17 protein-coding genes and 1 pseudogene are annotated in these 26982 nt (G+C 46.7%); 17 read left to right on the forward strand and 1 reads right to left on the reverse strand.

All coding sequences use genetic code 11. The annotated features are described in order from the left end of the window. Positions 1 to 52: 52 nt before the first annotated feature. From FJQ58_RS23735 to FJQ58_RS23755, 5 genes are all read left to right on the forward strand, one after another. On the forward strand, positions 53 to 1012 hold the full coding sequence (locus FJQ58_RS23735; RefSeq protein WP_140000021.1) for an ABC transporter permease: 960 nt from the start codon (positions 53 to 55) through the stop codon (positions 1010 to 1012). A 16-nt stretch (positions 1013 to 1028) separates the two neighbouring features. Next, complete coding sequence (locus FJQ58_RS23740) at positions 1029 to 1913, forward strand: carbohydrate ABC transporter permease (RefSeq protein WP_139997284.1); 885 nt, start codon at positions 1029 to 1031, stop codon at positions 1911 to 1913. 67 nt (positions 1914 to 1980) lie between these two features. Beyond that, complete coding sequence (locus FJQ58_RS23745; RefSeq protein ID WP_139997285.1) at positions 1981 to 3642, forward strand: extracellular solute-binding protein; 1662 nt, start codon at positions 1981 to 1983, stop codon at positions 3640 to 3642. 79 nt (positions 3643 to 3721) lie between these two features. After that, on the forward strand, positions 3722 to 5590 hold the full coding sequence (locus FJQ58_RS23750) for a cache domain-containing sensor histidine kinase (protein WP_238404304.1): 1869 nt from the start codon (positions 3722 to 3724) through the stop codon (positions 5588 to 5590). 23 nt (positions 5591 to 5613) lie between these two features. Further along, positions 5614 to 7179, forward strand: a complete 1566-nt coding sequence (locus FJQ58_RS23755; RefSeq protein ID WP_162341737.1) for a response regulator — start codon at positions 5614 to 5616, stop codon at positions 7177 to 7179. Positions 7180 to 7255: 76 nt separating this feature from the next. On the opposite strand, the gene FJQ58_RS23760 is transcribed toward FJQ58_RS23755, so the two are convergent. Beyond that, entirely contained in the window at positions 7256 to 11692 is a 4437-nt protein-coding gene (locus tag FJQ58_RS23760; protein ID WP_139997287.1) for an S-layer homology domain-containing protein, read from the reverse strand. A 342-nt stretch (positions 11693 to 12034) separates the two neighbouring features. On the opposite strand from FJQ58_RS23760, the gene cyoE reads away from it, so the two are divergent. From cyoE to FJQ58_RS23820, 12 genes and pseudogenes are all read left to right on the forward strand, one after another. After that, positions 12035 to 12955, forward strand: coding sequence for a heme o synthase (gene cyoE / locus FJQ58_RS23765; protein ID WP_139997288.1), 921 nt, complete (start codon positions 12035 to 12037; stop codon positions 12953 to 12955). Between the two features lie 298 nt (positions 12956 to 13253). After that, a complete protein-coding gene (locus FJQ58_RS23770) occupies positions 13254 to 14723 on the forward strand; it encodes a sialate O-acetylesterase (protein ID WP_139997289.1) in 1470 nt (489 codons plus the stop codon). Positions 14724 to 14835: 112 nt separating this feature from the next. Further along, positions 14836 to 15558, forward strand: a complete 723-nt coding sequence (locus tag FJQ58_RS23775; RefSeq protein ID WP_139997290.1) for a metallophosphoesterase — start codon at positions 14836 to 14838, stop codon at positions 15556 to 15558. Positions 15559 to 15705: 147 nt separating this feature from the next. Next, positions 15706 to 16224, forward strand: a complete 519-nt coding sequence (locus tag FJQ58_RS23780; protein WP_139997291.1) for a GNAT family N-acetyltransferase — start codon at positions 15706 to 15708, stop codon at positions 16222 to 16224. Positions 16225 to 16408: 184 nt separating this feature from the next. After that, positions 16409 to 16948, forward strand: a complete 540-nt coding sequence (locus FJQ58_RS23785; RefSeq protein WP_139997292.1) for a DinB family protein — start codon at positions 16409 to 16411, stop codon at positions 16946 to 16948. Between the two features lie 82 nt (positions 16949 to 17030). Beyond that, a complete protein-coding gene (locus FJQ58_RS23790) occupies positions 17031 to 17534 on the forward strand; it encodes a DinB family protein (RefSeq protein ID WP_139997293.1) in 504 nt (167 codons plus the stop codon). Positions 17535 to 17826: 292 nt separating this feature from the next. Beyond that, positions 17827 to 18520: pseudogene (locus tag FJQ58_RS23795) on the forward strand (FadR/GntR family transcriptional regulator). Continuing rightward, positions 18517 to 19725 carry a CynX/NimT family MFS transporter gene (locus FJQ58_RS23800; protein ID WP_139997294.1) on the forward strand — a complete coding sequence of 403 codons (1209 nt, stop codon included), beginning with the start codon at positions 18517 to 18519 and terminating at the stop codon, positions 19723 to 19725. Before FJQ58_RS23795 ends, FJQ58_RS23800 begins: the two are co-directional and overlap by 4 nt. A gap of 259 nt (positions 19726 to 19984) precedes the next feature. Next, positions 19985 to 21943, forward strand: coding sequence for a glycoside hydrolase family 127 protein (locus FJQ58_RS23805; protein ID WP_139997295.1), 1959 nt, complete (start codon positions 19985 to 19987; stop codon positions 21941 to 21943). Between the two features lie 34 nt (positions 21944 to 21977). Continuing rightward, positions 21978 to 23783: a cache domain-containing sensor histidine kinase gene (locus FJQ58_RS23810; RefSeq protein ID WP_139997296.1), complete on the forward strand. Its 1806-nt coding sequence runs from the start codon at positions 21978 to 21980 to the stop codon at positions 23781 to 23783. Between the two features lie 18 nt (positions 23784 to 23801). Continuing rightward, a complete protein-coding gene (locus FJQ58_RS23815) occupies positions 23802 to 25376 on the forward strand; it encodes a response regulator (protein ID WP_139997297.1) in 1575 nt (524 codons plus the stop codon). Positions 25377 to 25523: 147 nt separating this feature from the next. Next, on the forward strand, positions 25524 to 26930 hold the full coding sequence (locus tag FJQ58_RS23820; protein WP_238404308.1) for an ABC transporter substrate-binding protein: 1407 nt from the start codon (positions 25524 to 25526) through the stop codon (positions 26928 to 26930). Positions 26931 to 26982 lie beyond the last annotated feature (52 nt).

Here is a 26982-nt window from a genome sequence, read left to right on the forward strand (position 1 = left end):
AGGGACATTCAGTTAACCCGTTTGGAGGAATAACACAATGAAGGCGCAGCACATGAATTCAAATACAAGTATTCCGGTACCAAGCTCTTTCCCTAAAAAGAGAAGAAGTAAATTCCTGAAAAAGCTTGTGAACCAGCGTTACTTGCAAGCGATGGCGTTACTTGGCGTAGCTTGGATGGTCATATTCAACTATATTCCTATTTATGGAATTATTATTGCTTTTAAAGAGTTCAATATTGTAAAGCCGATCTCGGAGGCACCCTGGGTCGGTATGGAGCACTTCAAAGCCTTTATGGAAGATGACAATTTAAAATATGTGATCAAGAACACATTGGGCATGAGTTTCCTCAAACTTGCCATTGGCTTTCCGCTTCCCATACTGTTCGCCTTATTTTTAAATGAAATTCGATCCATACGCTTCAAGCGATCCATTCAAACGATTTCATATTTACCTCACTTTTTGTCATGGGTCATCTTAGGCGGCATCATGACGACTTGGCTAGCCGACGTGGGAATTATCAACGATGTGCTCATGTGGCTTCATCTCATAAAGGAGCCTATCGTCTTTTTGGCCGAGCCTACATACTTTTGGGGTCTTGCCATCCTCTCGGATATTTGGAAGGAGCTGGGGTGGTCGGCAATTATCTATTTGGCAGCTATTGCTGGGATTTCACCCGAACTGTATGAAGCGGCAACGATAGACGGAGCCGGAAGATTTCAAAAAATGTTTTATCTTACGCTGCCATCCATTAAAGGAACCATATCCATTCTGTTCATTTTGGCAGTCAGTGGAGTCCTGAACTCGAACTTTGACCAAATCATGGTACTTAAAAATCAGCTTAACGAATCTGCCAGCAATGTAATCGATGTGTATGTGTACCAAGTTGGCCTCCAACAGGCACGTTATTCTTATTCGACAGCTGTTGGCCTGATCAAATCCATTATTGCATTGATTTTGCTATTGACAGCAAATTTTGTATCCAAACGCTTGAACAATACATCTTTATTCTAGAGCAGGAGAGTGCGGTATGTTTTCATTAAAACGAAAAACCTATGGTGAACGTCTATTCGATTATATCAATATCTTGCTAATGCTCTTTGTTTGTTTTGCGACTCTTTATCCGATCTGGTATGTATTGGTCAATTCCTTGAATGAGGGGACCGATGCGATGCGAGGGGGGATATACTGGTGGCCAAGAATATTTAGCTTCGGCAATTATCAAGCGGTATTCGATAACTCGGGTATTATGACGGCCATGGGAGTCACGGTAGCCAAGACACTGCTCGGTACGATTACGCATGTATTATTTACCGCTATGGTTGCCTATGCTTTGTCCCAAAAAGACTTAATTGGCGGTCGAGTTTATCTGTTAATCGGCACGATGACCTTGTTTTTCAGCGGTGGGCTGATTCCTTCTTTTCTCTTGATCCGGGACTTGGGCCTATTCGACAGCTTTTGGGTTTATATTATCCCAGCGATGTTTAGTTTCTTTAACTTGATCATATTCATGACTTTTTTTCGGGAAATCCCTGATGCTCTGGAAGAGGCGGCTAAGATTGATGGAGCCAATGATTTTGTCATTTTCATAAGAGTCGTGCTTCCGGTATCGATGCCGGTGCTCGCTACCATTGCGTTGTTCCAAGGCGTGTTTCAGTGGAATGATTACTTCGCTGGTATGATTTTTATTAACAACCCTGATTTGCAACCTATTCAAACGTACCTATATCGCATCATTGCGCAATCCAGCTCCAATCAAATGGCAGCCGATGCAGGCATCGTGAACAAGACAGTCACGTCTCAATCTATAAAATTAGCGACGATGGTAATTACCACAATGCCAATCGTAGCAGCATATCCGTTTCTGCAAAAATACTTTGTACAAGGCATGATGATTGGTTCGGTAAAAGGATAACGGTTACATTTCTTGTTTAACGACAAGATGGTAATATATAAATTACGAATGATAAGGGGATTGAAAGATGAGAAAAGTTCAAAAGTACTTATTCGTCGCATTTACTTTGCTGCTATGTTTCAGTATCGTTGCTTGTTCATCCAACAACAAGAACAACAGTAACAGCAACGATGCAGTCAATGGAAATGTGGATGCTTCAAAGGCAGACCCGAATGTGCCCGGTTGGAAAGGGAACACCGAACCAATTAAGTTTGACTGGTACATTAATTTCTCATGGTTTGGGGCTAAATGGGGCGAAGACCTGACAAGCCAATATATTACGAAGAAAACGGGAGTAAGCGTTAATTTCATCGTACCCCCGGGCAATGAAAACGAAAAGTTGAATACGATGATTGCCTCGGGTGATCTGCCTGACTTCATTACGATTGACGTGTCCAACGATGCAGTCAAGAAAATGATTGAAGGAGAGTTGGTGCTGCCGCTTAACCAGTTGGCTGACCAATATGATCCGTACTTCTACAACGTAGCCGATCCAGCCAAGATGGCATGGCTGAAGCATGACGACGGAAATTTATACGGCTATCCCAATGCGTCTTCTTCTTCCGAGGACTTCAAGAAATATGGTCAAAACTTCACTTCTGCCCAAACCTTCCTTGTCAAAAAAGACATGTATGAAGCAATCGGCAGCCCTGACATGAGAACGCCGGAAGGCTTCCTGAACGCGCTGAAAGCAGCAAAGGAGAAGTTTCCCGAGGTAAACGGACAGCCGCTTATTCCACTGGGACTCCAAGAGTTTACTGATATCGGAAACAATGCATTGGGTGATCATCTCATGAACTTCTTGGCGCTGCCAAGAGAGAAAGACGGTAAAGTGTATGACCGTACGAGTGACCCTGATTACGTAACATGGCTCAAAACTTTCCGGAAAGCAAACGAATTGGGCCTTTTGTCCAAAGATATTTATATTGATAAACGCCCTCAAATGGAAGAGAAAATTGCGCAAGGACGCTATTTCGCGATGCTTTATCAACGGACGGATATGTCAGCGCAAAATGCAACATTGTACCAGCAAGACCCGAATAGTGTATATATCGCGGTAGACGGGCCGGCAAACCTTAATTTGGATCAGCCTACGCTCTCCGGCCCGGGGATTGGCGGCTGGACGCTAACGATGATCTCTAAAAAGGTAAAAGACAAGGAAAGAGCGATGCAATTCTTGTCTTACTTGATCAGCGAAGAAGGGCAAAAGGATGCTTCTTTAGGAGAAAAAGGGGTAACCTATGATTCCATTGACGGTAAAGACCAATTGAAGCCTGAAGTTGTAGAGCTAATGAATAAAGATGGTGCTGCTTCTGGGAAAAAATATGGAGTCAGCTATCAATATTGGATGCTGATGGATACGAATATGAGAATGCAATGGGATCCGATGGCTGTAGAGCCGGGTAAACAGGTGGAGGATTGGACGAAAGGGAAAACGGTAAGCTTCAGCCTCTATGACGGTATTAATCCGACAGGCACCTCCGAAGAAGGAATCATTGCAAATAAGGTTAACCAAGCGTGGGGCAAGGCTCTTCCCAAGCTGATGTTTGCAAAAACGGACGTTGAATTCGATAAAATCTTTGCTGAGTACATCGATTTCCGGAAGGCTGCGGGATATGATAAAGTAGAAGCTTATCAAAATGCCCAAATGGAAAAAAACAAAGAAAAAATGAAAGAATTGAATCAATAAGTGTGATCAGGGAGTGCCGGAAACCGAAAGGTTTCCGGCTGCTTCATGTTATGATAACGGCTCGGCGGACGGAAGGTGAATGAGAACCATGTGGCGGTTTTTTACCCTATTCGATAGGCTAAAACATGCATTTGATAGCCTATCCATTCAAATGAAGCTGATTGGAGCATATATCCTTATTATCCTTGTTCCAGTCATTATTCTCTCCAATTATTTATTTAACGAATTTTATGAAAATACGATAAAAGATATCATAAAAGAAAACCAATTTGTGATGGAAAGCGAAAAACAGGAGATTTTGAACAAGATGGATATCATGGAAAGAACAGCTCAGCTAACGATATCCGATGACAAATTACTCGAATACGCAAGTACGCAAAGAGAGCTGCCTTCCCCTGAATTAATGGAGTTCGAATCAACTTCTTATTCTTATCTTCAACGAGTGTTGTTCAATAACCCAGACATTGCTAATATCCATTTTTTTGTGAGAAATCAATTCCTCAATGAAATATGGCCTGTGATTTATAAAGAGGCGCGGGTAACGGAAAGATCTTGGTACAAAGCTGCGTTAGAGGAACAGGAAGATGTGACATGGAAAATATTGGTCGATGAAAAAGATGTGTTGGATCGCAGTCCTGTGGAAAGCAAACAGTCAAACTCCTATTTCTCTTTTATTAGGAAAATCAATTATCCTTCAAACCGCTATTTGGGGATTGTAAAAGTAGATATGAAAATCGAGGATTTTTTCAATAGAGCATATACTAATGTGCCTGACCGGCCATCCTGGTTTTTTATTTTGGACAAGCAAGACCGCCTATACACCAACATGACGACTGCAATATCCGAATTTGAGCAAAGCAATAGGATCGCAAAGGTTAGAACGCAACAAAAAGAAGGAGTCTCTTCCTTTCTATCCTCAGATGATGAATCGGATTCATTATATGTAATCGGGCATATCGACAAACTGAATGTTGATATTGTTAATGTCATTTCCTTGCAAGCGACCTATTCGAAGATTGATCATACGAGAAATACGGTCATCCTGGTTGTCGTTGTTCTGCTTATTCTTCTGGCGATTACCACGTTCTTTATGCAGTCAATGGTTTTGAAGAAGCTTCATATTTTGCGCGACTCCATGAAAAAGGTGCGAAAAGGCGACTTCAATGTAGACATCCAGGTCAAAGGCGGGGATGAAGTCGGTGAATTGGCCCATCATTTCAGACAAATGCTGAAGAAGATCAACGAGCTGATTGTGGAGGCAGTCGACCGGGGTGCTGCTACAAAAGAAGCGGAGCTACAGTCGTTACGCAACCAAATTGATGCCCATTTCTTGTATAACACGCTGGAGAATTTGAAGATGCTCGCGGAGATCGAGAGTCAATATCGGATATCCGACGCCTTAACCTCGCTTGGAAGTATTATGCGCTACAACTTGAAATGGACGCATGACCGAGTTCAAATGCGGCATGAAATTAAACATATTGAGCATTATATCTCCATCATGAATATCCGTTACGACGGAAAACTGCAGCTTGAGATGGAAATACCGGATACGTATATGGATCATGAATTGTTGAAAATGTCGCTGCAGCCCATCGTCGAGAATGCGTTAAAGCACGGCATATATTTGGAACTTATGAAAAAAGGCATGCTCATCATACACATTCGTGCATTCGTTCTCGAAGAATCGTTTTATGTGGAAGTATCCGACAACGGGATCGGGATATCGGAGGATAAACTCCGTAAGCTTCATGAAAGACTGGTCACAGATGATGTGAAATTTACCGCGCAGATCCGAGAGGATAAGGCGATGGAACAGGTAAGCAGCGGCATTGGGCTTCGAAATGTACATCAACGGATTCAAATGTATTACGGTTATGAAAATGGATTGCGTATCGTGAGCGAACAGGGGAGATACACCAAAGTGATCATCAAGATGCCCTTATGATGAATAAAGGAGAGAACGGTTTCATGAGAAAACTGCTTATCGTTGATGATGAAAAGAACATTCGAGTTGGTTTAAAAGCCATGATTGAACGAGAGTATAAAGACAGTTACGAGATTTTATTGGCAACTGATGGCTTTGAAGCGCTTCAAATGGTGCAAACGATGGAGATTGATATTATGCTAACCGATATCAGCATGCCGGAGATGGATGGGATTCAGTTAATTAAGCTGCTCGAGGAATGTCCAAAGAAACCTATTATCGTCATTGTTAGCGGTTATGACGATTTTTCATATGCAAAGGCAGCTATTCATTATGATGTGAAGGAATATTTATTGAAGCCTGTGTTACGGGAAGAGCTTAGCGATACGATTGAACGAATAGAAGAAGAACTGCAGCGCAGGGAAGAAGTATCTGTAGCGTTAACTTCTTCGACGCAGCAATTGGAAGAATACAAGGAAAGCCAGCTGTTTTATTTTTGCACGAACCCTTTATTGGAATCGGAGGAAATAAGGGGAAAACTGTATCCTCTTGGCCTTGATTGGCTTGACTCCGGCTTCCGGATCATCATTATCAAATATGCGGGAGATTTGCAGGCCCTCGGGACCAATGTATTCAAAGCGCAAGTGGAGGGGTTATTGGAGAAAGCAAAGCCTTCACTGGGATTTCAAATGGCCCGTTTTTTCGATCGCAGCGGCCGTGCGGTCGTCCTCACAGAAGGCGAACTATTATTTAAGCGCCTGACGGATAGGTTAGCATTATCTGAATTCAATTATGTTCTTGCTGTGAGCGGCTTCCATTTAAGCATAGAAAGCCTTCATCCTGCCTATGAGGAAGCAACTCACGCTATGAAATATACATTCCTTCGATCAACCCCAGGAATGGAGCTGTTTGAAGATATTAAGGAAAGAAACTGCGATTTTGACGTTCCGGTCAGCAAGATAAAAATCATCGCGAATATGCTTGGCGCAGGCCGAGAGAAAGAACTTATAAAGCTGCTGCATGAAGTATTGGATCTCAATGAAATTGTTAGCTTTGATATCCATTATCTCGAAGAGATTAGCAAAAATCTCAATGAATTTGTATTTGATTATGTCTTTCATCTTTACGGCAAAGAATCTGTTGATATTTTAAAACGTTATAAAGCGGTAGGGAATTTATATAATTTTGCCTATTTTCAAGATTACTATCGTGAAGTGGAAGGCCTTCTCATGTTGGTCAATGAGTATATCAAAACACTCAAATCGGCAAAAATTGATAATAAGGAAATAAAAGAAGCACTGCAATATATTCATGAAAATTATAACAAAAATATTAGTATGACGATCATATCGAACATGGTTTCTTTTAATTACTATTATTTTAGTCAAGCCTTTCGGGAGTATACGGGAGAAAACTTCGTAAATTACATTAAAAAATATCGGATTGGTAAAGCAAAGCAACTGCTGGAAACAACCAATGATAAAATTTATGAAATCGCTGCAAATGTTGGCTTCGAAAATACTAAAAATTTCAATCGGGTGTTTAAGGACATCGAAGGGATTAGTCCTATGGAATACCGAAACCAGAAGAGAATATTAATGGGTAATTAGGTTGAAGGCATGAATGCAAGGTGATATTTTTAAAAAAAGATCCAATGCCTCTAAATGCATTGGATCTTTTTGTATCTTAAATCAATTTTGAACTTTGAAGAAAACGTTCGATAAGGACTGCCGTCTCGGCACGCGTAAGTATGCCTTTCGGGGCGAGAAGAGTAGGAGTTCTTCCTGAAATAATGCCAGACTCCAAACCGTCAGCAATGCTGCTTATTGCCCAAGCAGAAATCTCATGCTGATCGGCAAACGGCTGAATCGTCTCATGGGAAGTGCCAGTCGAAGCTTCGGATTTCAGCCCTGTTAAGGTCATTGCCTTCCGAATCATCAGCATCGCTTGTTCACGAGTCATTTGGTCATCCGGTCGGAAGGAGCCGTCAGTAAACCCGTTAATCAAGTTATACTCGTAAGCCGTTTGAACGGCGCTGCTGTACCAATCGGATACTTCCACATCCGTAAAGGTGGTTTCTTTGCTTGATTGCTTCATGCCCAGTGCTCGTACCATCAACGCTACAAACTCCGCGCGTGTGATGGTATGATTCGGGTTATACCTGTTGCCGCCTTCTCCATTGATAATCATTCGGGCACCCATATTGTTTACGGATTCTTTTGCCCAGTGATTCTCCATATCAACAAATTCTATAGGCTTTGAAACTAAAGCGTAGGTACTGTTAGATAAGCTATTCAGAACAGCGACGAGCTTTCCGTTCATAGAGGCGATCTTAGTCGGGATATGACGAACCGATCCGTTCATTTCCACAACGACCCCTGTTGAAATTTGGCTTGGATCGATCCCTTCTGGAATGTTGAAAGATCGTTCCACAAACCGGCTATACGTTGTAATTTCCTCTTTATGCTCTCCGTACGTAGCGAACACATGGAAATCGAGTGGAGGAGCAAGCAGTTTAAATGAACCGTCTTTTGCTGCTTGTTCAACAACATGAATCATGTCCGTTGAAGGAACCGCGATCTCTAGCCTAATTTTAATATCCTGTAGTAATGCATGTCTGCTGAATCGGGCTAGAACATCGTCAATTCGGATATGCTTTGCTGGCAGGGTTAATGCAGCAAGCGGGGTTCTAATTTCTAAAATGGCCTGCTTTTCTTCCATTAGTTTAAGCAATATTGCACTTAGTTGACCCGCAATGACAACACTGTCAATTACAACCGGTATAGAGACGAGAAGGCCTTCTTCTCCGGCCTTAAGTTTTTCTGAAAGAACTGCTTCGTTTAAAACGATCGTAGTTATTTGTTTTCCGTTGATAGTTTCAGTCGTCGCCTTTCCAGCGTTAATCGATTTTCCATTGACCAGGATGGTTGCATCATCTATTTGAGCATTTGCGTTAGTTGGCGGTGAAAGCACTTCGGGTGTTATTCCGCTAACGACCAAATCAAGAATCGTTTCACTTGCACCAGACATATAGCCGGCCGAAAGAGCAATGCCATTTTCTTTAGTTCCATTTTCATAATGAAAGAGTTGAGCTGCTTGCTTCTTTGCTGTGTCATTCAGAGAAATGGTAATCGTATCGGTTGCAACATTCAGGTGTTTAACCTTGGAGGAGTCAAGAACAAGAATGCTATCCGTTCCTTTAATGGCAATTTTGCTCCAATTCAGCTCCGTTGAATCGTAATTTCTGCCAGAAAACTTCAATGCTCCGGCTTCACCATCATAAGAAGCGTGATAGGTGACGGGCATACGTTCCACGTAGTAAAGCTTATAGCCGGATTTTTGTGCTTCTCCTTTCTTCACGCCTTCGCCTAACCCGTTAATGATATGATTTGTCCCCCCGTTGGCTCCCAAAGAAACGATAGCTGCATGTTTTACTGTTGAACCATCGGGTACCTCGATCGCATTTTCCACTTCAACCCATTCCGGGTTCTTGACGAACACATCATAAACGCCTAGCGCTACCGCATAATGAGATTTGACATGGTCAGAGACCTTATAGGATGCAAAGCCTTTAACTGTGCCGTCCTGGCTCATATAATCAGCTTGAGATGGCGGGTCATATGGAATTTCGCTCTGATAAAAATAGGTTTTTCCATTCTCGCCGTTCCATAGAGTCTGGTATTCCTGAAAATGTTCTACAAACAGCCCGTAGATCGTCACGTCGTCCCCGTTCACGATGACGCCATTTTTAGCAACGTTTTTTGTCCACCCCGTGCTGTTTGAATTCATTCCATGATCGGCACGCCACAGCCAGAAGTGGTCGCCGATTACATCACTGCTGTTAATTTCAACGGAAACCTCCGCTTTGCCGTCAACGGCTCCTCCAATGCGAGTAAATACATCCGCCAAAAGCGTCGGATTTGCGCTATGGTCTGCTGATGCATCTTCCGGTCCGACTTGAAGCAAATGCTCGGAACCGGCTTCACCTGCATCGATTAATATGCCTGCCAGCGTAACGCCATCTACATCGGCAATCTGGATGGCGTCGTTTCCGCTTGTCGGGACGATTGTCGCCATTCCTATTCCTAAAACAACCGTATTCGCTTTGTTTACTTGAAGCGGTTTATCGATCTTGTATATTCCTGGCGTTAGAAGCAGATGTTTGCCTTGAGATAGCGCTGCGTTAATCGTATCTGCCGTATCCACGTCTGCTCTTAATACATAGAAATCATCGATGGATATCGATGTACCAACGCCAGGATTGCCTTCCGACCAAGACACGCCAGTTGAATTTTTTCGGATGCCTGGAACGAACACTTCATACTCGCCGTTATTGCTGTTCATATAGAGAAACGGCTTTTCTCTAACGACCGGCGTTTGATTTTCAACGGTATAGGAGGCATAAGAAGTCGTATGCCAGTCGGTTGATTCGGTTGGAGCGTTTTCCACGCCTACAAAGAGCATATTCCAAACCCCTCCGAACCAGCTCTCGGTCATCGTATTATTCCGAAGGAAATATTGTTGCTGGGAAAAAGAACCCGTCTGGCCCGTAATAAAGCTGTCTGCCAAGAATCCGCCGCTAGCATACTTTTGGTTATCGTCAAATTGCAATTTCCCATTTACATAAAGCCTTCTAGCGGGTGCTGCCTGTGATGCCGCCCACATCACTTCGTTGGCAGGGTTCCCCGCGTTAATCCCGATGTTCTCGACGGAGCGCCAAAAATTCGTCAATGAGTTATATTCCGAAGCAGCTACTTGAATCTTCGGAACAATGGTTTCAAGAGGGGTAGCGCCCAGACCATAAACAGACGTATAATAGCCGACATCGATGGGATCAATATTATAGTTCCCCGGTTTAAATAAGTAAGCGTACCGATCAGTGTTAAATTCAGCCAAAGCCATCGGTTTCATTTTGGCAGCCGTTTCGGCTGTCATGCGATTAATCATTGCCTGATCGTCTGTCTGGCTATAGATGGTCATCGTATCGCCAAAAAGCTTCCCTTCCAACGAGACATCCTCGGAAAAATCCGATCTATCGCCATTCTCTTTGACAAAACGAACCTTGTAATAGTAACGGTATTTTTCCCCGGCAACGGGATCGTTAAACGATGGGGTTTCTGAATTCCCAATTAACGTATAGTGGCTATATTTTCCTGTCGCCCGATAGATTTCATAGCCGGAGGCGCTATCCACTGCTGACCATGAAAGCGAAATGATATCATCGGCTTCGTTAATGATCAGATCGGCAACGGCCAGTTTGGTTTTCATCGACAGTACGTCACTAAACTCGGATTCGCCTATTGAGTTGACTGCTTTGATTTTGTAGTAATACGTTACGTCTTGCATTAATTCATGATCTGTAAATTGGGTGGCCCCCGTAGTCGAGCCTATTTTCAAATATTCTCCGTCTTCTACGTCAGAACGGTAGATATCAAAATGGGTGTAATTGTTGTTTTGAGCCGACCATTGGAACGAGAGGGAGTGTTCTTGACTATCCACCGTCTTCAAATCAATAGGTACATGGGGCACGATATTTAAATTCTCCTTATACAAATGTATTTCCGATACGGACCATGGTGTTGCGCCGGGCTCTTGATCAGCCCCGTTCGTCAAGGCTTGAAGCCATATGCTGCGCGCGGTGATAGATTCTTCTAGTTCAATCGTAATCGTATCCCCTGATAGGCTATAGTCTGTATACTCACCAATCGTACGTTTAGACTGAGGAACATCAGGAGGCGAAGACAAAGCCGTAGTGGAATATTCCAACCTGAAGCGATAAGGCATTTCTCCGTTAGCAGTTGATTTTAGTTGTATTTTCTTGAAGGTTTCCTCCTGATCCAAACCAATCATGATTAAATCTCCATGCGTGTAGACTTGTCCTGTCGCAAGTGGGGAGTTGTGACCCTCAGCTTGAAGGTTCCCATTGACCAGTTTTTTAGCCATATTTTCGTTCCAATCAAAATACCAGCTGCCCCAGACGAAATCGCCGTAGTAGACATCGCCCGAAACCGTGCTAATTTCTGCGTATTCTGTCGATGCGGATACCGTTGTTAGCTGACCGATGCTTGTCAGCAGCGAGAAACACAGGCAGATCGCCAACGTTAATGCCAACTTCTTTTTCAAAAAAATTCCCCCTTCACAATCGTTGTATAAAGTTTGTCTTACTCATCAGCTACGGGAACCCCGTGAGTATGTGTAGCCAACATTATTGTATCCGCTTTCAAATCGCTAATATAGGTACTATATTTAAGGTATAGTGTTGTTATTTAAGATGTAGCGGAGAGTTTTCCATCAAACAGCATTTATGAGAGGCTAGCAAGAAGTGATCTGGACTCGCAACTGGATTATTCACGAAAGCGACATAGATTTTTGACAAAATGATGAGGGTTTGCTGAGGAACGGCATATAAATGCTGCTATATGGTAACCTATAGAAGTGAAATTACGGAGAGGAAGTGCCACCGTCATGCAAAACTATAGCAATACGATTAGTATCGAACGAATTCCCACCTCGGTCACGAAGGTACTTTTCGAAACGATAAAGATTGGTATTATTAAGTCGAATCTCATCGCGATGATCGCAGGGTTTAGCATGGCGATGTTCGTTCATGGCATATCTTTCTTCGATAAGATCGGCAATATTGTGTTGGCTTTGATTGGATCTGCCATGGTAATCGGTGCAGCCGGCATCTTCAATAATTTATACGATCGCGATATCGACAGCAAGATGGACCGGACAAAAAATAGGCCGACGGTATCCGGAATCGTTGATCTCAGGAGCGGGCTATTCATGGGGATCTGGATCGCGTTTGGCGGACTTTTCGCTTTGTTTATTGCTTCTCCGCTTTCTGCTCTCTTTGGATTTTTAGGGCTTTTCCTTTATGTCGTGCCTTATACGATGTGGACGAAACGTAAAACCATATATAATACGGAGGTAGGAAGCTTATCAGGTGCAATGCCCCCGCTGATCGGTTGGGCTGCAATCTCCCCTGACGTTTTGCATTCAGGCGCCATTGCATTGTTCCTGTTAATGGTCATTTGGCAGATGCCGCATTTTTACGCGATAGCCATTCGCCGTATGGAGGAATATCGGGCGGCTAACATCCCGATGCTGCCGGTCGTTAAGGGAATTCGGAGAACGTACCTGCAGATGAACGTGTATCTGGTTGCCTTGTTCTTGTGCAGCTTCTTGTTCTGGTCTTTTAATCCGTATATCGCCGTGGCGAATGCTCTATTGAGCTTGGGATGGTTAATCTTGAGCATTAACGGATATCGTCGGAAACAAGAAGGCAAATGGGCTCGATCGATGTTCATCTTCTCATTGAACCATATTACGGTTCTGCTGTTGATGATTGTCGCTTACTCCATAGGTGCCCCATTGTTATAATGGCAGTGACTTGACGAATGACAATAAAGATCCAAAGCCACAAAGTGGATACGATCCCCTTCAAGCCAGTACTCAAAAATCTTCATGCGTTTATGGAGGTTCGAGTGACGCTTTGAGGGGATTTTTTGTTAGCGGCTAAAAAGGTGCCAATAAACAGTAGCTATTCCATAGAAAAAACAACCAGTCTAGTCTACAATTGTTATATTGTGAAATGATTACTGCTCAGCTGCTTTTATGGGAAGCTGAGCTAAAATGAAAGCGCTATCGGTTAAATTAGAGTAGGGGAGAGTGTTAGGTCATGAGCAAGCCGCTTCGGCTGGATCCACTTTTTAATGATCATATGGTTATTCAACGGGATAAAAGTTTTTTAGTCTGGGGAACCGGGACAGATGGAGATCAAGTAACCGTGACTTGTCGCGGTGTAAGCGGATGTGCAGAGGTGCGTGAAGGCCAATGGAGTGTAACTTTTCCAGCTATGGGAGTTGGAGAAGCGTGTGAGTTGGTCGTGGATACGGCTGGAAGCACGATTACGCTGGTGGATGTTGTTTTTGGAGACGTTTGGCTGGCAGGCGGACAATCCAATATGGAGTGGCCTTTGAAAAGTAGCGATCAAGCTGAACAGGCGATAGCTGCTGCGAATATGCCTTTATTGCGTTATTATGAGGTGCCCAAGCTAGCTTATGAGCAAGAAGGCGTTCATCTGCCAAGCCTATGGAAAACATGTACGCCAGAAACGGCAGGGGACATTTCTGCGGTCGCCTATTATTATGCGAGAGGGCTGATCGATTCAGAGCAAGTGCCCATCGGGATTATCGGCTGCAATTGGGGCGGAACCTCCGCTTCTTGCTGGGTGTCGGAAGAAGTATTAGAAGCAGATGAGGAGCTTTCCATCTATACCAAGGAATTTGCTCAGGAAATGCAAGGCTTTGATTGGCAGCAATTTGAGCAAGCAACTAGAAAATATAATGAGGATGTCGACCAATATAATCGCAAAACCAAAGAAGGATATAAAGGGGATGAACTTGGGGCTTATCCATGGCCGCCGCCATACAGTCCGCACAGCTTTATGCGTCCTTGTGGTTTATATGAAACGATGCTGTGCAAAGTCTTTGGTTATGCGATCAAAGGCGTGATTTATTATCAGGGCGAAAGTGATGTCAATCGTTCGGAAATGTACAGTCACTTGCTAGAGGTTCTTATCCTAGAGTGGCGCAGACAATGGAAGGATCCAGAGCTTCCGTTTTTATTTGTGCAACTTCCGATTTTCGACAATAATAATCCCTTTGGGGAAGAGTGGCCTCTGCTCAGAGAGGCACAGCAGCTAACGGCCGATCGTGTTCCGTTCACGGCAATGGCTGTATTATTGGATTGCGGGGAGCCGGAAGACATTCATCCCGTGGACAAGAAGCCGGTCGGCGAGCGTTTAGCTTTGCTCGCCTTAGATAAAGTATACGGCAGAGCGGTTAAGAGCTCCGGACCTGTTTATCGTGAGATTACCATTGAGGATGGCCATGCTGTGGTGCATTTTGATCATGCAGAAACAGGGCTAATGATTCGCGAAGGGAATCGATTAGCTGGTTTTGAGGTAGCTGCTGAGGAAGGAAAGTTCCTGCCAGCAGAGGCTGAAATTCATGGGAGTACAGTAAGGGTCCAATGCGATCAAGTTGGCCTGCCGCGGTTCGTACGATATGGGTGGGCAAATGTCACCAACGCAAACCTGATGGGTGCGGAGGGTCTGCCGGCTGCTCCGTTTCGGACATTAAGATAACTTAAGCGAATGAATTGACTTTCAACGTATGATGGTACTAGCATGGTATCATAAAGCTCAGTGTCAATTGAGGGGGAAGTGGTTGAGCTGATCGGGAGGTCAATGGATTAGGATGAGAAGAACCATTGTTATATCAGATATTCATGGGTATTATGAGACGTTTAAGGCATTACTCCATCTGGTTCAGTATAACGCTATCCATGATCGGCTTGTTTTGCTGGGTGACTATGTAGATGGCGGGCCATCGTCTCTAAAAGTGGTGCAGCATATAAGAGCATTGGCTAAACTAAGCGGGGTAAAGGCAATTGGCGGCAACCATGACGATATGTTTTTAAATTGGCTGGATGATCGGGATTATATCTTTTCTCCATACTCAACCGCACGGAATGGAGGGAGGCAAACGATTCGTTCATTCTGTCCTTGGTATGAAGAGGAGTCTGATGATGAGAGGGCACGAATTTTTATAAAGCAGAAATATGCGCAAGAAGTTCATTTCCTTCGAAATTTAAAGTATTTCATAGAGGATGATCATCATATCTATGTGCATGCTGGCATCGATCCTAAATTATCGCATTGGAGCCACACGTCTACCAAGGATTTTCGCTGGATTAGGGGTGAATTTCATGCCCATGACGGGATATTGCCAATCTTTAAAAAGATTGTATTTGGACATGAAGTAACGGCTAAGCTGCATCATTCGAAAGAATTTCATCCTTGGTTCGGGAAACAATTGATCGGCATAGATGGCGGCATCAAATTCGGATATCAGTTAAATGCTTTAATCATTAGTGATGATTTGAAATATACTTATGCCAGTATGGAGAGCAAGGATTAAGTGTTGGATTGAAGGATATCGATTAGCAAAGGCAACCGATCAGACTGATCCGTTGCCTTTTGCTTTGCGCATAGGGAGTAAGTCTTGTGCTGAAATTTATGATATTCTATCAGAAGCAGGAATGAGAAAGAAAGGTGTTTACAAGTTATGAAGATGAGATTTCCACAGATAAATACAACGGAAGAAATGGCTGAGGTTGCTCAATTAGCGGCAGAAATATGGCGCGAATACTATGTATCGATTATTACCATTGAACAGATTGAATATATGATTGGCAAATTCCAATCGGTTTCAGCGATAGCGGATCAAATCCATCATCAAGGTTACGAATATTACTTTATCCATAATAATGAATCTGTGGTTGGGTATTTGTCGGTAAAACAAGAAGAGAATAAGCTATTTCTGAGCAAGTTTTATATAAGCAAGGAGCACCGAGGACAAGGTTATGCGAGCCAAGCGTCGGCATTCCTTGAGCAGCTGTGCAAAGACCGGAATTTAAGTCATATTTGGTTGACGGTCAATCGTTATAACACATCTACGATTAAGGTGTATGAGAAAAAAGGTTTCCAGACCGTAAGAGAACAAATGGCGGATATCGGGAATGGATTCGTTATGGATGATTTTATTATGGAAAAAGAAATTCTGGTTTCAGAAATAAATCTATAATTTCAATTTAAAAATAGCGGCGGCCTAGGACTATTGTTTACGTTCCTGGCAGCCGCTTTTTTTATTGTGGGGGCCGTACTTCTGTGGTAAAGTGGCTTGCGCTTTTAACCCTGACACACAGTTGTCAGGGTAGCCATTGTATGATGGATACATAAGTAGACCTTAGAACCCGGAGGTAATTGAAATGACAAATCATTGTTCGAGGCTTTATGACTACCATGTATGGGCAAATAAAATAATTTTTAATCGACTGAAGGAACTTCCGCCACACCTATACAATCAAGAAATTCAAAGCGTGTTTTCTTCGGTGTCTAAGGTCATGGCACATATATACAAGGTGGATTGCGGTTGGCTGGACATCCTAATGGGCAAAAGCATGAAGGAAGCGATGGAAGCATCTTTTCAAATCGAGGCGGATGCAGAATCTAGAAGCCTTGAGGAATTGGAAGCAATGTATGACGAATTATCCGCGAGATTCAAAGCATGCATAAATGAGCATCCTGATCTTGAGAAAGAGGTTATTTTGGATAATCCTTATGCTGGCATTTTGAACACCAGATATTCAGAATTTATTATTCAAGTTGTGAATCATGGCACGTACCACAGAGGAAATCTGTCTGCTATGCTTCGTCAACTAGGCCACTCCTCTGTCATGACAGAGTATGGGCTTTTTATGTACCATGATGAATCAAGGCTTAGAATGTCAGCTGTTTCTGCCTATTAGGACAAATATAGCTTGCTGGCAAATCGTCAAATCAAATCATGATATAATGGATTTATTCCATTACAAAAGGGAGATGTTGGATATGTTTAGACAAATCGCGGATTTTGTAACAGCTTTGCAGAATGAGTCAGCAGCAACGCTGCGGACACTGGAGATGCTTACGGATGAGTCCCTTGGACAACAGATAACGAGCGACCACCGAACGCTGGGGCGCCTTGCTTGGCATCTTGTACAGACGCTGCACGAGATGCCAACCCGGACTGGCTTGTCTTTTGAAGGGCCAGGCGAAGATTCGTCGGTTCCAGCTTCGGCAGCGGATATCGCAGAGGCTTATAAGCGGACTTCGCAAGCACTTCTTAATGCTGTACAGTCCAGCTGGAAGGATGAGAATTTGCTCGACATGAGCGAAATGTACGGTGATCAATGGCCGAACGGCGTGACGCTGGATGCCCTCATCAAGCATGAAATACATCATCGCGGTCAAATGACGGTTCTGATGCGACAGGCCGGCCTTCGTGTGCCAGATATTTATGGCCCGACCATAGAGCAGTGGGCGGAGTTCGGCGCACCGGCTCCCGTAATATAGAATAAGCGTAAATCCCGCTTTGGCCGATGGGCTGAAGCGGGATTTTGAGCATTATTGAGCATTCGAAGTTTTTTCTCGCTGAATCTTGTTTAGCCCGATGTCGATGGGATTTTCTACACCTCTTTTTGCTAATCTGCCTATTTTCTTCATCCATTTATTCAAGGGCCTATTTTGGTTAGTTGTTCTTTGTGTGGTTTTCCGGCAAAGAGTTGTCTCCAGGATATATGTATTCTAAAATACCAATTAACCAAACATCCTATGTTTGATAAATAGATGAAATCAGGTCTGAGGCATGCTGCAGAAAACAAATCGGCTGACGCTGGTCGAGCAAGTCGCATTGCAAATGGAAAGACAGATCGAATCCGGCAAGTGGGCTGTCGGGATGCGTGGTACCAGCTAAGCCGGAGTTGATGGTCGAGCTGAATGTTAGCCGCAATACATTGAGGGAAGCCATTCGGGCGTTGATCCATGCGGGACTCTTGAAGACGAAGCAGGGGGACGGACCGTATGTCTGCTCTTCGAGTGCGCTGGGAGCGGTACTGCAAAAACGCATCATGCGCTCCGATACGCTGCAGACGTTGGAAGTCCGGCATGCGCTCGAACGCGAGGGAGCACATCTAGCCGCACAGCGCAGAACGGACGACGAGGCACGCGAGCTTCTTCTCCGGCTGGAACGCTGGGAGGGGGCGGTAGCTCGAGGTGACATGGACGGCGTGGTTACGGAGGATATCCTTCTTCACCAAGGCATCATCGCAGCGTCACATAATGAAATCTTGATCGAGTTATACAACCATATTGCGGACGCGTCACAAGATTCGATTACAAGTGTGACTCGTTATGAAACCGACGCGGACTTCTTGGAGTTGCACCGACAACTGGTCGAAGCGATTGTCGATCAAGACGCCGATCGCGCTGTGGCAACGGTTCACCGTTATATTGCGAAATCGAAAGCCGTTCTTGAGGTAAGTGGAGGCGAGCAGGCATGATCGTACCAAGCGATACGAAAGCAACGATCGCGAAGAAGTCGTTGTCGTTGGGGTGGCCGATCATTCTCGGCATCGTCCTGATCGCGCTGACCATGCGGTCGCCTCTAACGTCGGTAGGCCCATTGGTCGGCTCGATTCGCGAATCCCTCGGACTGTCTAATGCTGCGGCAGGTCTGCTCACTACGCTGCCGTTGCTTGCTTTCGCGCTGCTCTCACCGTTCGCACCGATTTTGGCACGACGCTTCGGGGTGGAGCGCACCTTGCTTTATGCGTTGGTTTTACTCGTGGCAGGTATCGGGATCCGTTCGTTGACGGCAACCGCTTCCTTATTTGCAGGCACAGCTTTGATTGGACTGGCGATAGCGTTGTGCAACGTGCTCCTTCCAAGTCTCGTCAAACGGAATTTTGCTCATCAAGTCGGCCTCATGACCGGCGTGTATTCCGTGTCGATGAACTTATGCGGAGCGATCGCATCCGGTGTCAGTATTCCGGTCGCCCGCGACCTCGGTTTCGGCTGGAACGGCGCGCTTGGCATCTGGGGCATACTCGTGCTGTTGGCCGCGCTATTCTGGTTGCCTCAAGCTCGGGCGAGCCGGACGTCAGCCGGGGCAGTGGCGAGCGGTGCCGCGAAGCGCCGAAGTCTGTGGCGTTCGCCACTGGCATGTATGGTTACGATTTTTATGGGGATGCAGTCTCTCTTGTTCTATGTGTTGATCGCTTGGCTGCCTGAAATCATGATAAGCCGGGGCTTGAATGAAGACAGCGGAGGTTGGATACTGTCGCTGTTTCAGATTGCTGCTCTGCCTGTAGCGTTCATTGTGCCGATTGTGGCGGGACGCATGAAGAACCAACGTTTGTTGGTCATCATCATGACGGTTTTGTTGTTTGTTTCATTGGGAGGTCTTTATTTCGGAGGAAATGCGTTCATTTCATTGTGTATTGTTTTGCTCGGAATAGGAGGGGGATGTGCGTTCAGCTTGGCCATGATCTTTTTAAGCTTGCGAACGAAAGATGCCTTTGATTCCGCTTCTCTGTCCGGCATGTCGCAATCGGTTGGCTATTTGCTGGCGGCAACCGGACCGATCTTATTCGGTTTGTTTCATGACCTCACAGTAAGCTGGAACCCACCGCTGTTGCTGCTGCTTGTTGTTAGCGCTCTGATGCTTCTGTCCGGCGGGGGCGCCTCGAGAAATCGCACGGTATAAGGCATAAGAATGCAATTCGTTCTAATCCAAAATGAATGGCCACGTTTTTATAGCGTGGCTGTTTTTTTATTTTCGAATAGTTAAATACAGGCCGTACTTTTCTTGAAATAATCGGGAGTTGGTGAAGACTGATATTGGCTTAAATTTGCAAAAGTCGGTTTTATCTACCAATTGTATTGTTTTGACGGACTGACATCGTCTTCTCTGCATGTTAATTTGAATGAGTCAGGCAAAGCATGAACGGCGGAGGGATGAAACAATGAGAAAGATGAATCCGGTAGCAGTCTCAAATGCGTTCATTGAAGATCAGTTTTGGAGCCCTAGACAGGAGCTTGTGAAGGATATTGTCGTGCCTTATCAATGGGAAGCGCTTAATGATCTGATTGAAGGTGCGGAGAAGAGCGGTACGATCGCAAACTTTCGTGCAGCTGCGGAGGGCAAAATCGGCGGGCATCATGGCTTCGTGTTCCAGGATAGCGATTTGGCCAAATGGCTGGAGACAGTTGGCTTCGTGCTGCAGCAGAACCGGGACGAGGAATTGGAGAAGCTGGCCAACGCAGCCATCGAGCTGATTGGCAGTGCGCAAATGGAAAACGGTTACATCGGCACGTATTACCAGCTTCAGAAACCCGGTGAGCAATGGGAGAACGTAAGGGACGACCATGAAATGTACAATGCTGGCCATTTCATAGAAGCCGCGGTCGCTTATTATGAAGCGACAGGAAACAGAAAAATACTTGATATTATGTGCAAATTCGGCGATCACATCGTCGAGACGTTTGGGGCTCGCGATGGGCAACTCCCGGGTTACTGCGGTCATCCGGAAATTGAGCTTGCGCTTGTCAAACTTTATAAGTTGACTGGCAATAAGTCATATCTGGCAACGTCCCGTTTTTTTGTGGAGGAACGGGGACGGGATCCGAAATATTTCGATATTGAGCTGGAGAAACGGCTGGCTGACGGCCGGAAGGAGCGCGTTGACCGGCGGCCAATGGACTATTTCCAATCGCATGCGCCGATCCGTGAACAGCGGACGGCGGACGGACACGCCGTGCGCGCCGTGTATTTGTTCGCTGGTGCAACGGACATCGCAGACGAGTACGGCGATGAATCGCTATTGGCTGCGATCAAGTCCCTGTGGGATAACGTCGTGCAGCGAAGAATGTATGTTACGGGAGGCATTGGCTCTTCCGATTATTACGAAGCATTCTCCTTTGACTATGATTTGCCGAGCGATCGCGCTTATGCCGAAACCTGCGCAGCGATCGGTTTTCTGAACTGGGGGCAGCGCCTGCTCCAGATTGAGGGGGATTCGCGCTACGCCGACGTAATCGAGCGAATCCTTTACAATGGTCTGCTTAGCGGCATTTCGCTGGACGGAAGAAGCTATTTTTACGTTAATCCACTTGAGGTTTGGCCCGTCGTCAGTGGTCGAAGGGATGATATTCCGAGCGCGAGAACGCGTAGGCAGCCTTGGTTCGGCTGCGCGTGCTGCCCGCCGAATATCGCGCGATTCATTGCTTCCTTGAGCAGTTACATTTACTCCGTGAACGAGGATGAGCTGTATGTGCATCAGTATATTGGCAGCCGCACGGAGCAGACATTTAAAGGCAGCAAGATCACCGTTCGCCAACAGACGGAGTATCCTTGGACGGGGAACGTCGTGCTTGAGACATCCGGCGGTTCGGCAGACTTCACGCTTGCGCTTCGGCTTCCCTCATGGTCAAAACGCACGGTCATTCGGTTGAACGGTGTTGAAATCGAAACTTCTGGAATTACCGAGAAGGGATACGTCAAAATCCATCGAGTATGGAACGAAGGCGACGTCGTTGAGCTGGAGCTGGACATGAGCGTCGCTTTGGTACGGGCGCATCCCGAGCTTCGGGAAGCAAGCGGCAAAACGGCCGTCCAACGTGGCCCTGTTCTCTACTGCTTGGAGGAGGCGGATAACGGCGCTAACCTTCGAGATGTACAGCTGTCCTCGGACGCGGCATTTGAAGGGGCGTTCGTACCGGATCTGCTGGAAGGTGTTTATGTTATTGAGTCGAAGGATGCCTGGAGAACAGCATATGACGAGGTGTCCAATGATTTGTACACGACGAAACGTTATGCCAAGCAGCAAGCGAAAGTCATTTTTGTGCCTTATTATGCGTGGGCCAACCGCGAGGATGGAGAAATGCTGGTTTGGATACGAGAACGAGAGCACGGATACGAATAAATAGCCTTCAACCTGAAAGGAAGGCGGACGTTGGATGAAAATATGGCGGGGGAACGTTTGGAAAATCCGTACGATACGGGGCAAATTTCTAATGCTTACCTTACTGCTTACGGTCGTGCCGATGTTCGTCCTTACTTTTACTTTCCACCGCATTGCTGTACATTCCCTTGTCGGTAAAGCGGAGGAGCGTGCCACGCAATCGAGGCAAATGAGCGAAAGCTTCTTGAACCGCACCATTGCCGATCTTCACGATTTGACTAACGCCATTTTAGGCAACCCCGAAGTACAAGCGATTTTGCAACTGCGCCCGAAGGACGATTACGACTATCTTCGCAACGTGGATCGGGTGAATAAAATTATTCGAGCACAAACGCAGACGAAATCCTACATTATTTCCACACTTATATACGCCCCCGGAGGTGGCGAGCATCAGTCGTTCTATCAAGGCAACGATTCGATCCGCTTCGGGGGTCTCCCTACTGAACTAGAAGCCCTCATTTACTATGATCGGCTGCGAAGCGACAATCGCGTCATGTGGCATGACGGTTCCCCCTTTCAAGGCATAGGAGAAGATGCAACTGACAAAGAGCATTTATATGTCGGCAAGCTGCTGCGGCAGACGGATGGAAATTACGAAGACCTTGGATTTCTAATGCTGGAAATCGAGAAGGTGCATTTTTTTAGCGGCATATCTGTCCTGAATCCGAATGAGAAGGAGCAGTTCTGGATCGTGGACGGCCGAGGAAACCCGGTATATCAAATGCCGGAAGGCGCGAGGGCGGATGATCGCGCCCTGCGTGAAGTGGCGGAACGCGCTAAAGCTTCTCCGACCAAGGATAAAGGCTGGACAAGCTGGAACGGCAAACGAACGATGGTCTCCTACGCTCCGCTCGCGGCGAATCAATGGACACTGCTGCATTTGGTGGATGCGGATGAGTTATTTAAGGATGCCAATCAGATCGGCCGATGGACGATGGAAATCTTTCTTGTGGTGTTCGTGATCGGCTGGATCGTCAGTTATCGGGTGAGCGATACGATCAGGCGACCGCTTCGCCGTCTGCGCCGCTTGATGGGAACGACGACGGGAAAGGCTCCCGTTCTCCCTTCCTTCGACCCGCTGGATGAAGTGGGGCAAATCGGGGACCGGTTCGAGCGAATGATGCAGGAAAATGAGGAGCTGCACGACAAGGTTTACGAGGCGCTGCTGTCACGGAAGGAAGCGGAGTTTCGGGCTCTGCAGGCGCAGATCAATCCCCATTTTCTCTATAATACGTTGGAATCGCTTAACGGGCTGGCGCTAACGAACGGACAGAACGAGATGTCAGAGGTCATTGGAGCGCTCGGCAAATTTTTCAGAATTGCGCTAAGCCAGGGCAGCGAGGAAATTCGTGTCGCCAATGAGGCGGAGCATGCCGGCGCTTACGTGCGCGTCCAGCAATTTCGCTTCAAGGACAGGTTGGAATGGATTTCGGAGATCGACGAGGATATTGTTCACTGCCGCGTGCCAAAGCTCATTTTCCAGCCAATCGTAGAGAATGCAATCTATCATGGTGCAAAGCGGAGGAAGGACGTCGTCTATTTAATGCTGACGGGCGTTCGGGAGGAACGGCGACTGCGTTTCTCGATCAGTGACGATGGGAACGGCATCTCAGGGCAAAGGCTTGAGGAGATTCGCGGCACGCTGGCCGGACAGCAGGAGAATGTCGGCGCGATCGGATTCGGTCTAAGAAATGTACATGAACGGCTTCAACATTATGGGTCTGAATACGGGGTTCAAATCGATAGCGAGCTCGGAAAATATACGACGGTTACTTTGTTCGTTCCAATTCGTGAGGAGTAGTCCTAGAAGGGGGATACGATGCGTAGATTGCTGATCGTTGATGACGAACACCACATTCGCGAAGGCTTGAAGCATTTGATTGCGCAGATGGAGCTTCCCGTTCAGGTGGCGGGAGCTGCCGAAGACGGGGAAACGGCGATTCGCCTATACGAGGAGCTTAAACCGGACATTGTCCTGCTTGATATCAACCTGCCTGACTTCAGCGGTCTGGAAGTGGCGCGCCGAATCCGGGCAATAGATGATGAGACGCAGCTGCTGTTTCTGACAGGCTATAATTCGATGGCGTTCATTCGAGAGGCGATTACGCTCGAAACCGTCGATTATATGCTGAAGCCGATTACGAAGGAAGAGCTTGCGTCCGGCCTGCTTCGTGCGGAGGAGCGCCTGTCGAGGCGCGGACGTTTCGACGAAAGCGGCGATATCAGGCGGAGCCGGGAGCGCTGCCGCATGCAGGAATATGCGCTGTTGGATTTGCTGCTGCAGCGGCGGTCGTGGGGGGACGCCATCGAGGCGCTCCGCGCCGCCCATGCACCGCTTGCGGAAGCGAAGCCGCCTTTCACGGTGCTGTGCTGCGAGATGGATGTCATACCGCCACGGCTGTCCACGACCGAGGATCGCCAGCTTTACGGCGTTGCGTTTGCCAATCTTTCAGTGGAAGCGGCGCAGCATAGTGCTGCAGCATACGGGGCAGCCACCTCACCTGATCGGATGCTCATCGTACTTTCTGCCGCCGGCAAGGAGAGGGTAACCGAGGCGGCCAAAAGCGTTCGGTCCGCCGTCCAATCGTATATGGACGTGTCGATTACGATTGGCGCGAGCCGGCTGGTACAGGAACTGAAATTACTGCCGGAGGCCTACAGGGAAGCTGTTCATGCTGCCGAGCACAAGGGCTGGGTGGGAGATGGGCAGATCATTCCTTATGAAAGCGTGCAAATCGCGGCATTGAACAATCGTACCCTGCTCGAAAAGGAACTAATTCTGCTGTCCGAGATTCGTGCGGGAAACGATGGCGCTGTTGCAGCCATCCTGCCGGAATGGACGGCGCAGTTCGCCGGCCTGCCTTCGCGTCAAGTGAAGCTTATGGCGACGCAGCTCGTGCTGTATGTCATGCGCGTCGTTCAGGATTTTCCGCTGCCCGACCGGTCCGGGCGCTTCTGCCGCGATCCGCTTCTCGAAATGTCACGGATGACAAGCGGAAGCGAGATTGTGGCCTTCATCTCCGATTACTTCGAGAAGGTCGGGCAATGGATTCGTGAATCGCGGGAGTTTGCCGTTCCGAAAATGTTCGAGGACGCGCGTCATTGGATCCGCGAGCATTTGCATAAGGATGCTAGCCTGAACGGTCTCGCGGACTATTTGCACTTAAGCCCGAAGTACGTCAGCTCGCGCTTCAAACAGGTGACCGGCGAGTGCTTCGCCGACTTCCTGTCCCGCGTCCGTTTCGAGAGAGCAAGGGAGCTGCTGCTCGATCCGGGGCAGAAGGTGTCGGCGATTGCGGAGGCGGTCGGCTATACCGATACCAATTATTTCAGTATTGCTTTCAAGAAGAATATGGGCCTTACGCCTTCGGAATTTCGCAAACGGTATCTCTGATCAACAGAGATATCGATTTTGTTTGTATGGGCCCGAAACAATCAAACCAAAACAAAGAGGACATGGAGCAACCTTATATAGGCAGCCGCCGAAAAGCCGGATAATAGATTCGTAAGATATATTTCCATATGGAGAGGGGATCCCTACATGATGGTAATAAGCAGACGAAAGTGGTGTTTCCTATTGTTGGCAGTCCTGCTTGCTGCCCTTGCAGCTTGCAGCTCGAACGGCGGCAATAACGAGGCAACGTCGTCCCCAAGCGGTTCGCAGGAGCCGGCGGAAACGAGCGAAGCGCCAAAGGAAACGGTCAAGCTGAAGTTCATGTACTGGGGCAGCACGGACGAGAAGAAAGCGATGGAGCAGATGATCAAATCGTTTAATGAATCCCATCCGCACATCCAGGTGACGGGCGAGCATGTTCCGGGTGATTACAACACGAAGATGAACACGTTAATGGCGGCCAACGAGCTGCCGGACGTCGCATACTTGGGAGATGGCTTGACGAACAAATGGGGAAGCGAAGGCAAGCTGCTTGATTTCAGCCAATATTACGACAGTTACCCTGAGCTACAGAATAAGCTGAAAGCCTCTTATTTATTTACGGAGCCAGGAAAAGCGGTTGCCAACTTTACCGCGCTCGAAATCATGGTGCTCTACTACAACAAAGACATTTTCTCGGAAGCAGGCGTCCCTCTCCCGCCTTCCGATCCAGCGAAAGCCTTGACTTGGGATGAGTTTGTCTCCGTCGCGAAGAAACTGACGAAGGACAACAAAGGACGGAATGCGGAAGATCCCGACTTCGATGAGAAGAACATTGACACCTACGGCTTCTCGTTCGGCACTGACCGCGGTACGTACGGTCCGCTGCTCGAGAGTAATGGTGCGGGCATTTTGGACGAATCGGGCAAAAGCTATGCGCTTAATGAGCCGGAATCCGTAGAAGTGTTCCAAAAGCTGCAGGATTTAATTTACGTTCATCACGTCTCCCCAAATCTTATTCAGCAGCAAAACATGCCGGATAACCATGTTCGTCTTCAAACGCGAAAAGTCGCGATGGTGCTCGACGGTACGTGGGCTCTGCTCGACTTGACGAACAACAAGAAATTGAATTATGGCATTGGCGTATTGCCGAAGCTAAAGGAGCCGAAGACGGTCATTCTGGCCGGTACGACGGTCGTCTTCAATTCGACGAAGCATCCTGCCGAAGCGCTGGAGTTTTATTTGTACCATAACAATCCGGATCAGGTCGATCTGTACCGAACGGGCCTTTGGATGCCGACGGAGGAGAAATATTATACAGAGGAAGCAGCCATTAAGCAGTGGACCGACAATCCGGCGCATCCACCGGAATTTTTACAGGCAGGCATTGAATATACGAAAGGCTATGCGGTTAAGTCCCCATCGACGGCGATCAAAAATTGGCCGGAAATCAACAGTAAGCTTACGCCAGGACTCGATCTGATCTGGACGAACAAGAAGACGGCTCAACAAGCGCTCGACGAGCTGAAGCCGCAGATTGAGCCCCTCATTCAAGGGGAATATCCGAACGAATAATCGGCATTCATTCAGACGCTGGGTGGAGGGTGCGGCTGCGACCGCCGCCTCT

Origin of the sequence: Paenibacillus paridis (assembly GCF_006345825.1) — a bacterium.
Lineage (GTDB): Bacteria > Bacillota > Bacilli > Paenibacillales > Paenibacillaceae > Pristimantibacillus > Pristimantibacillus paridis.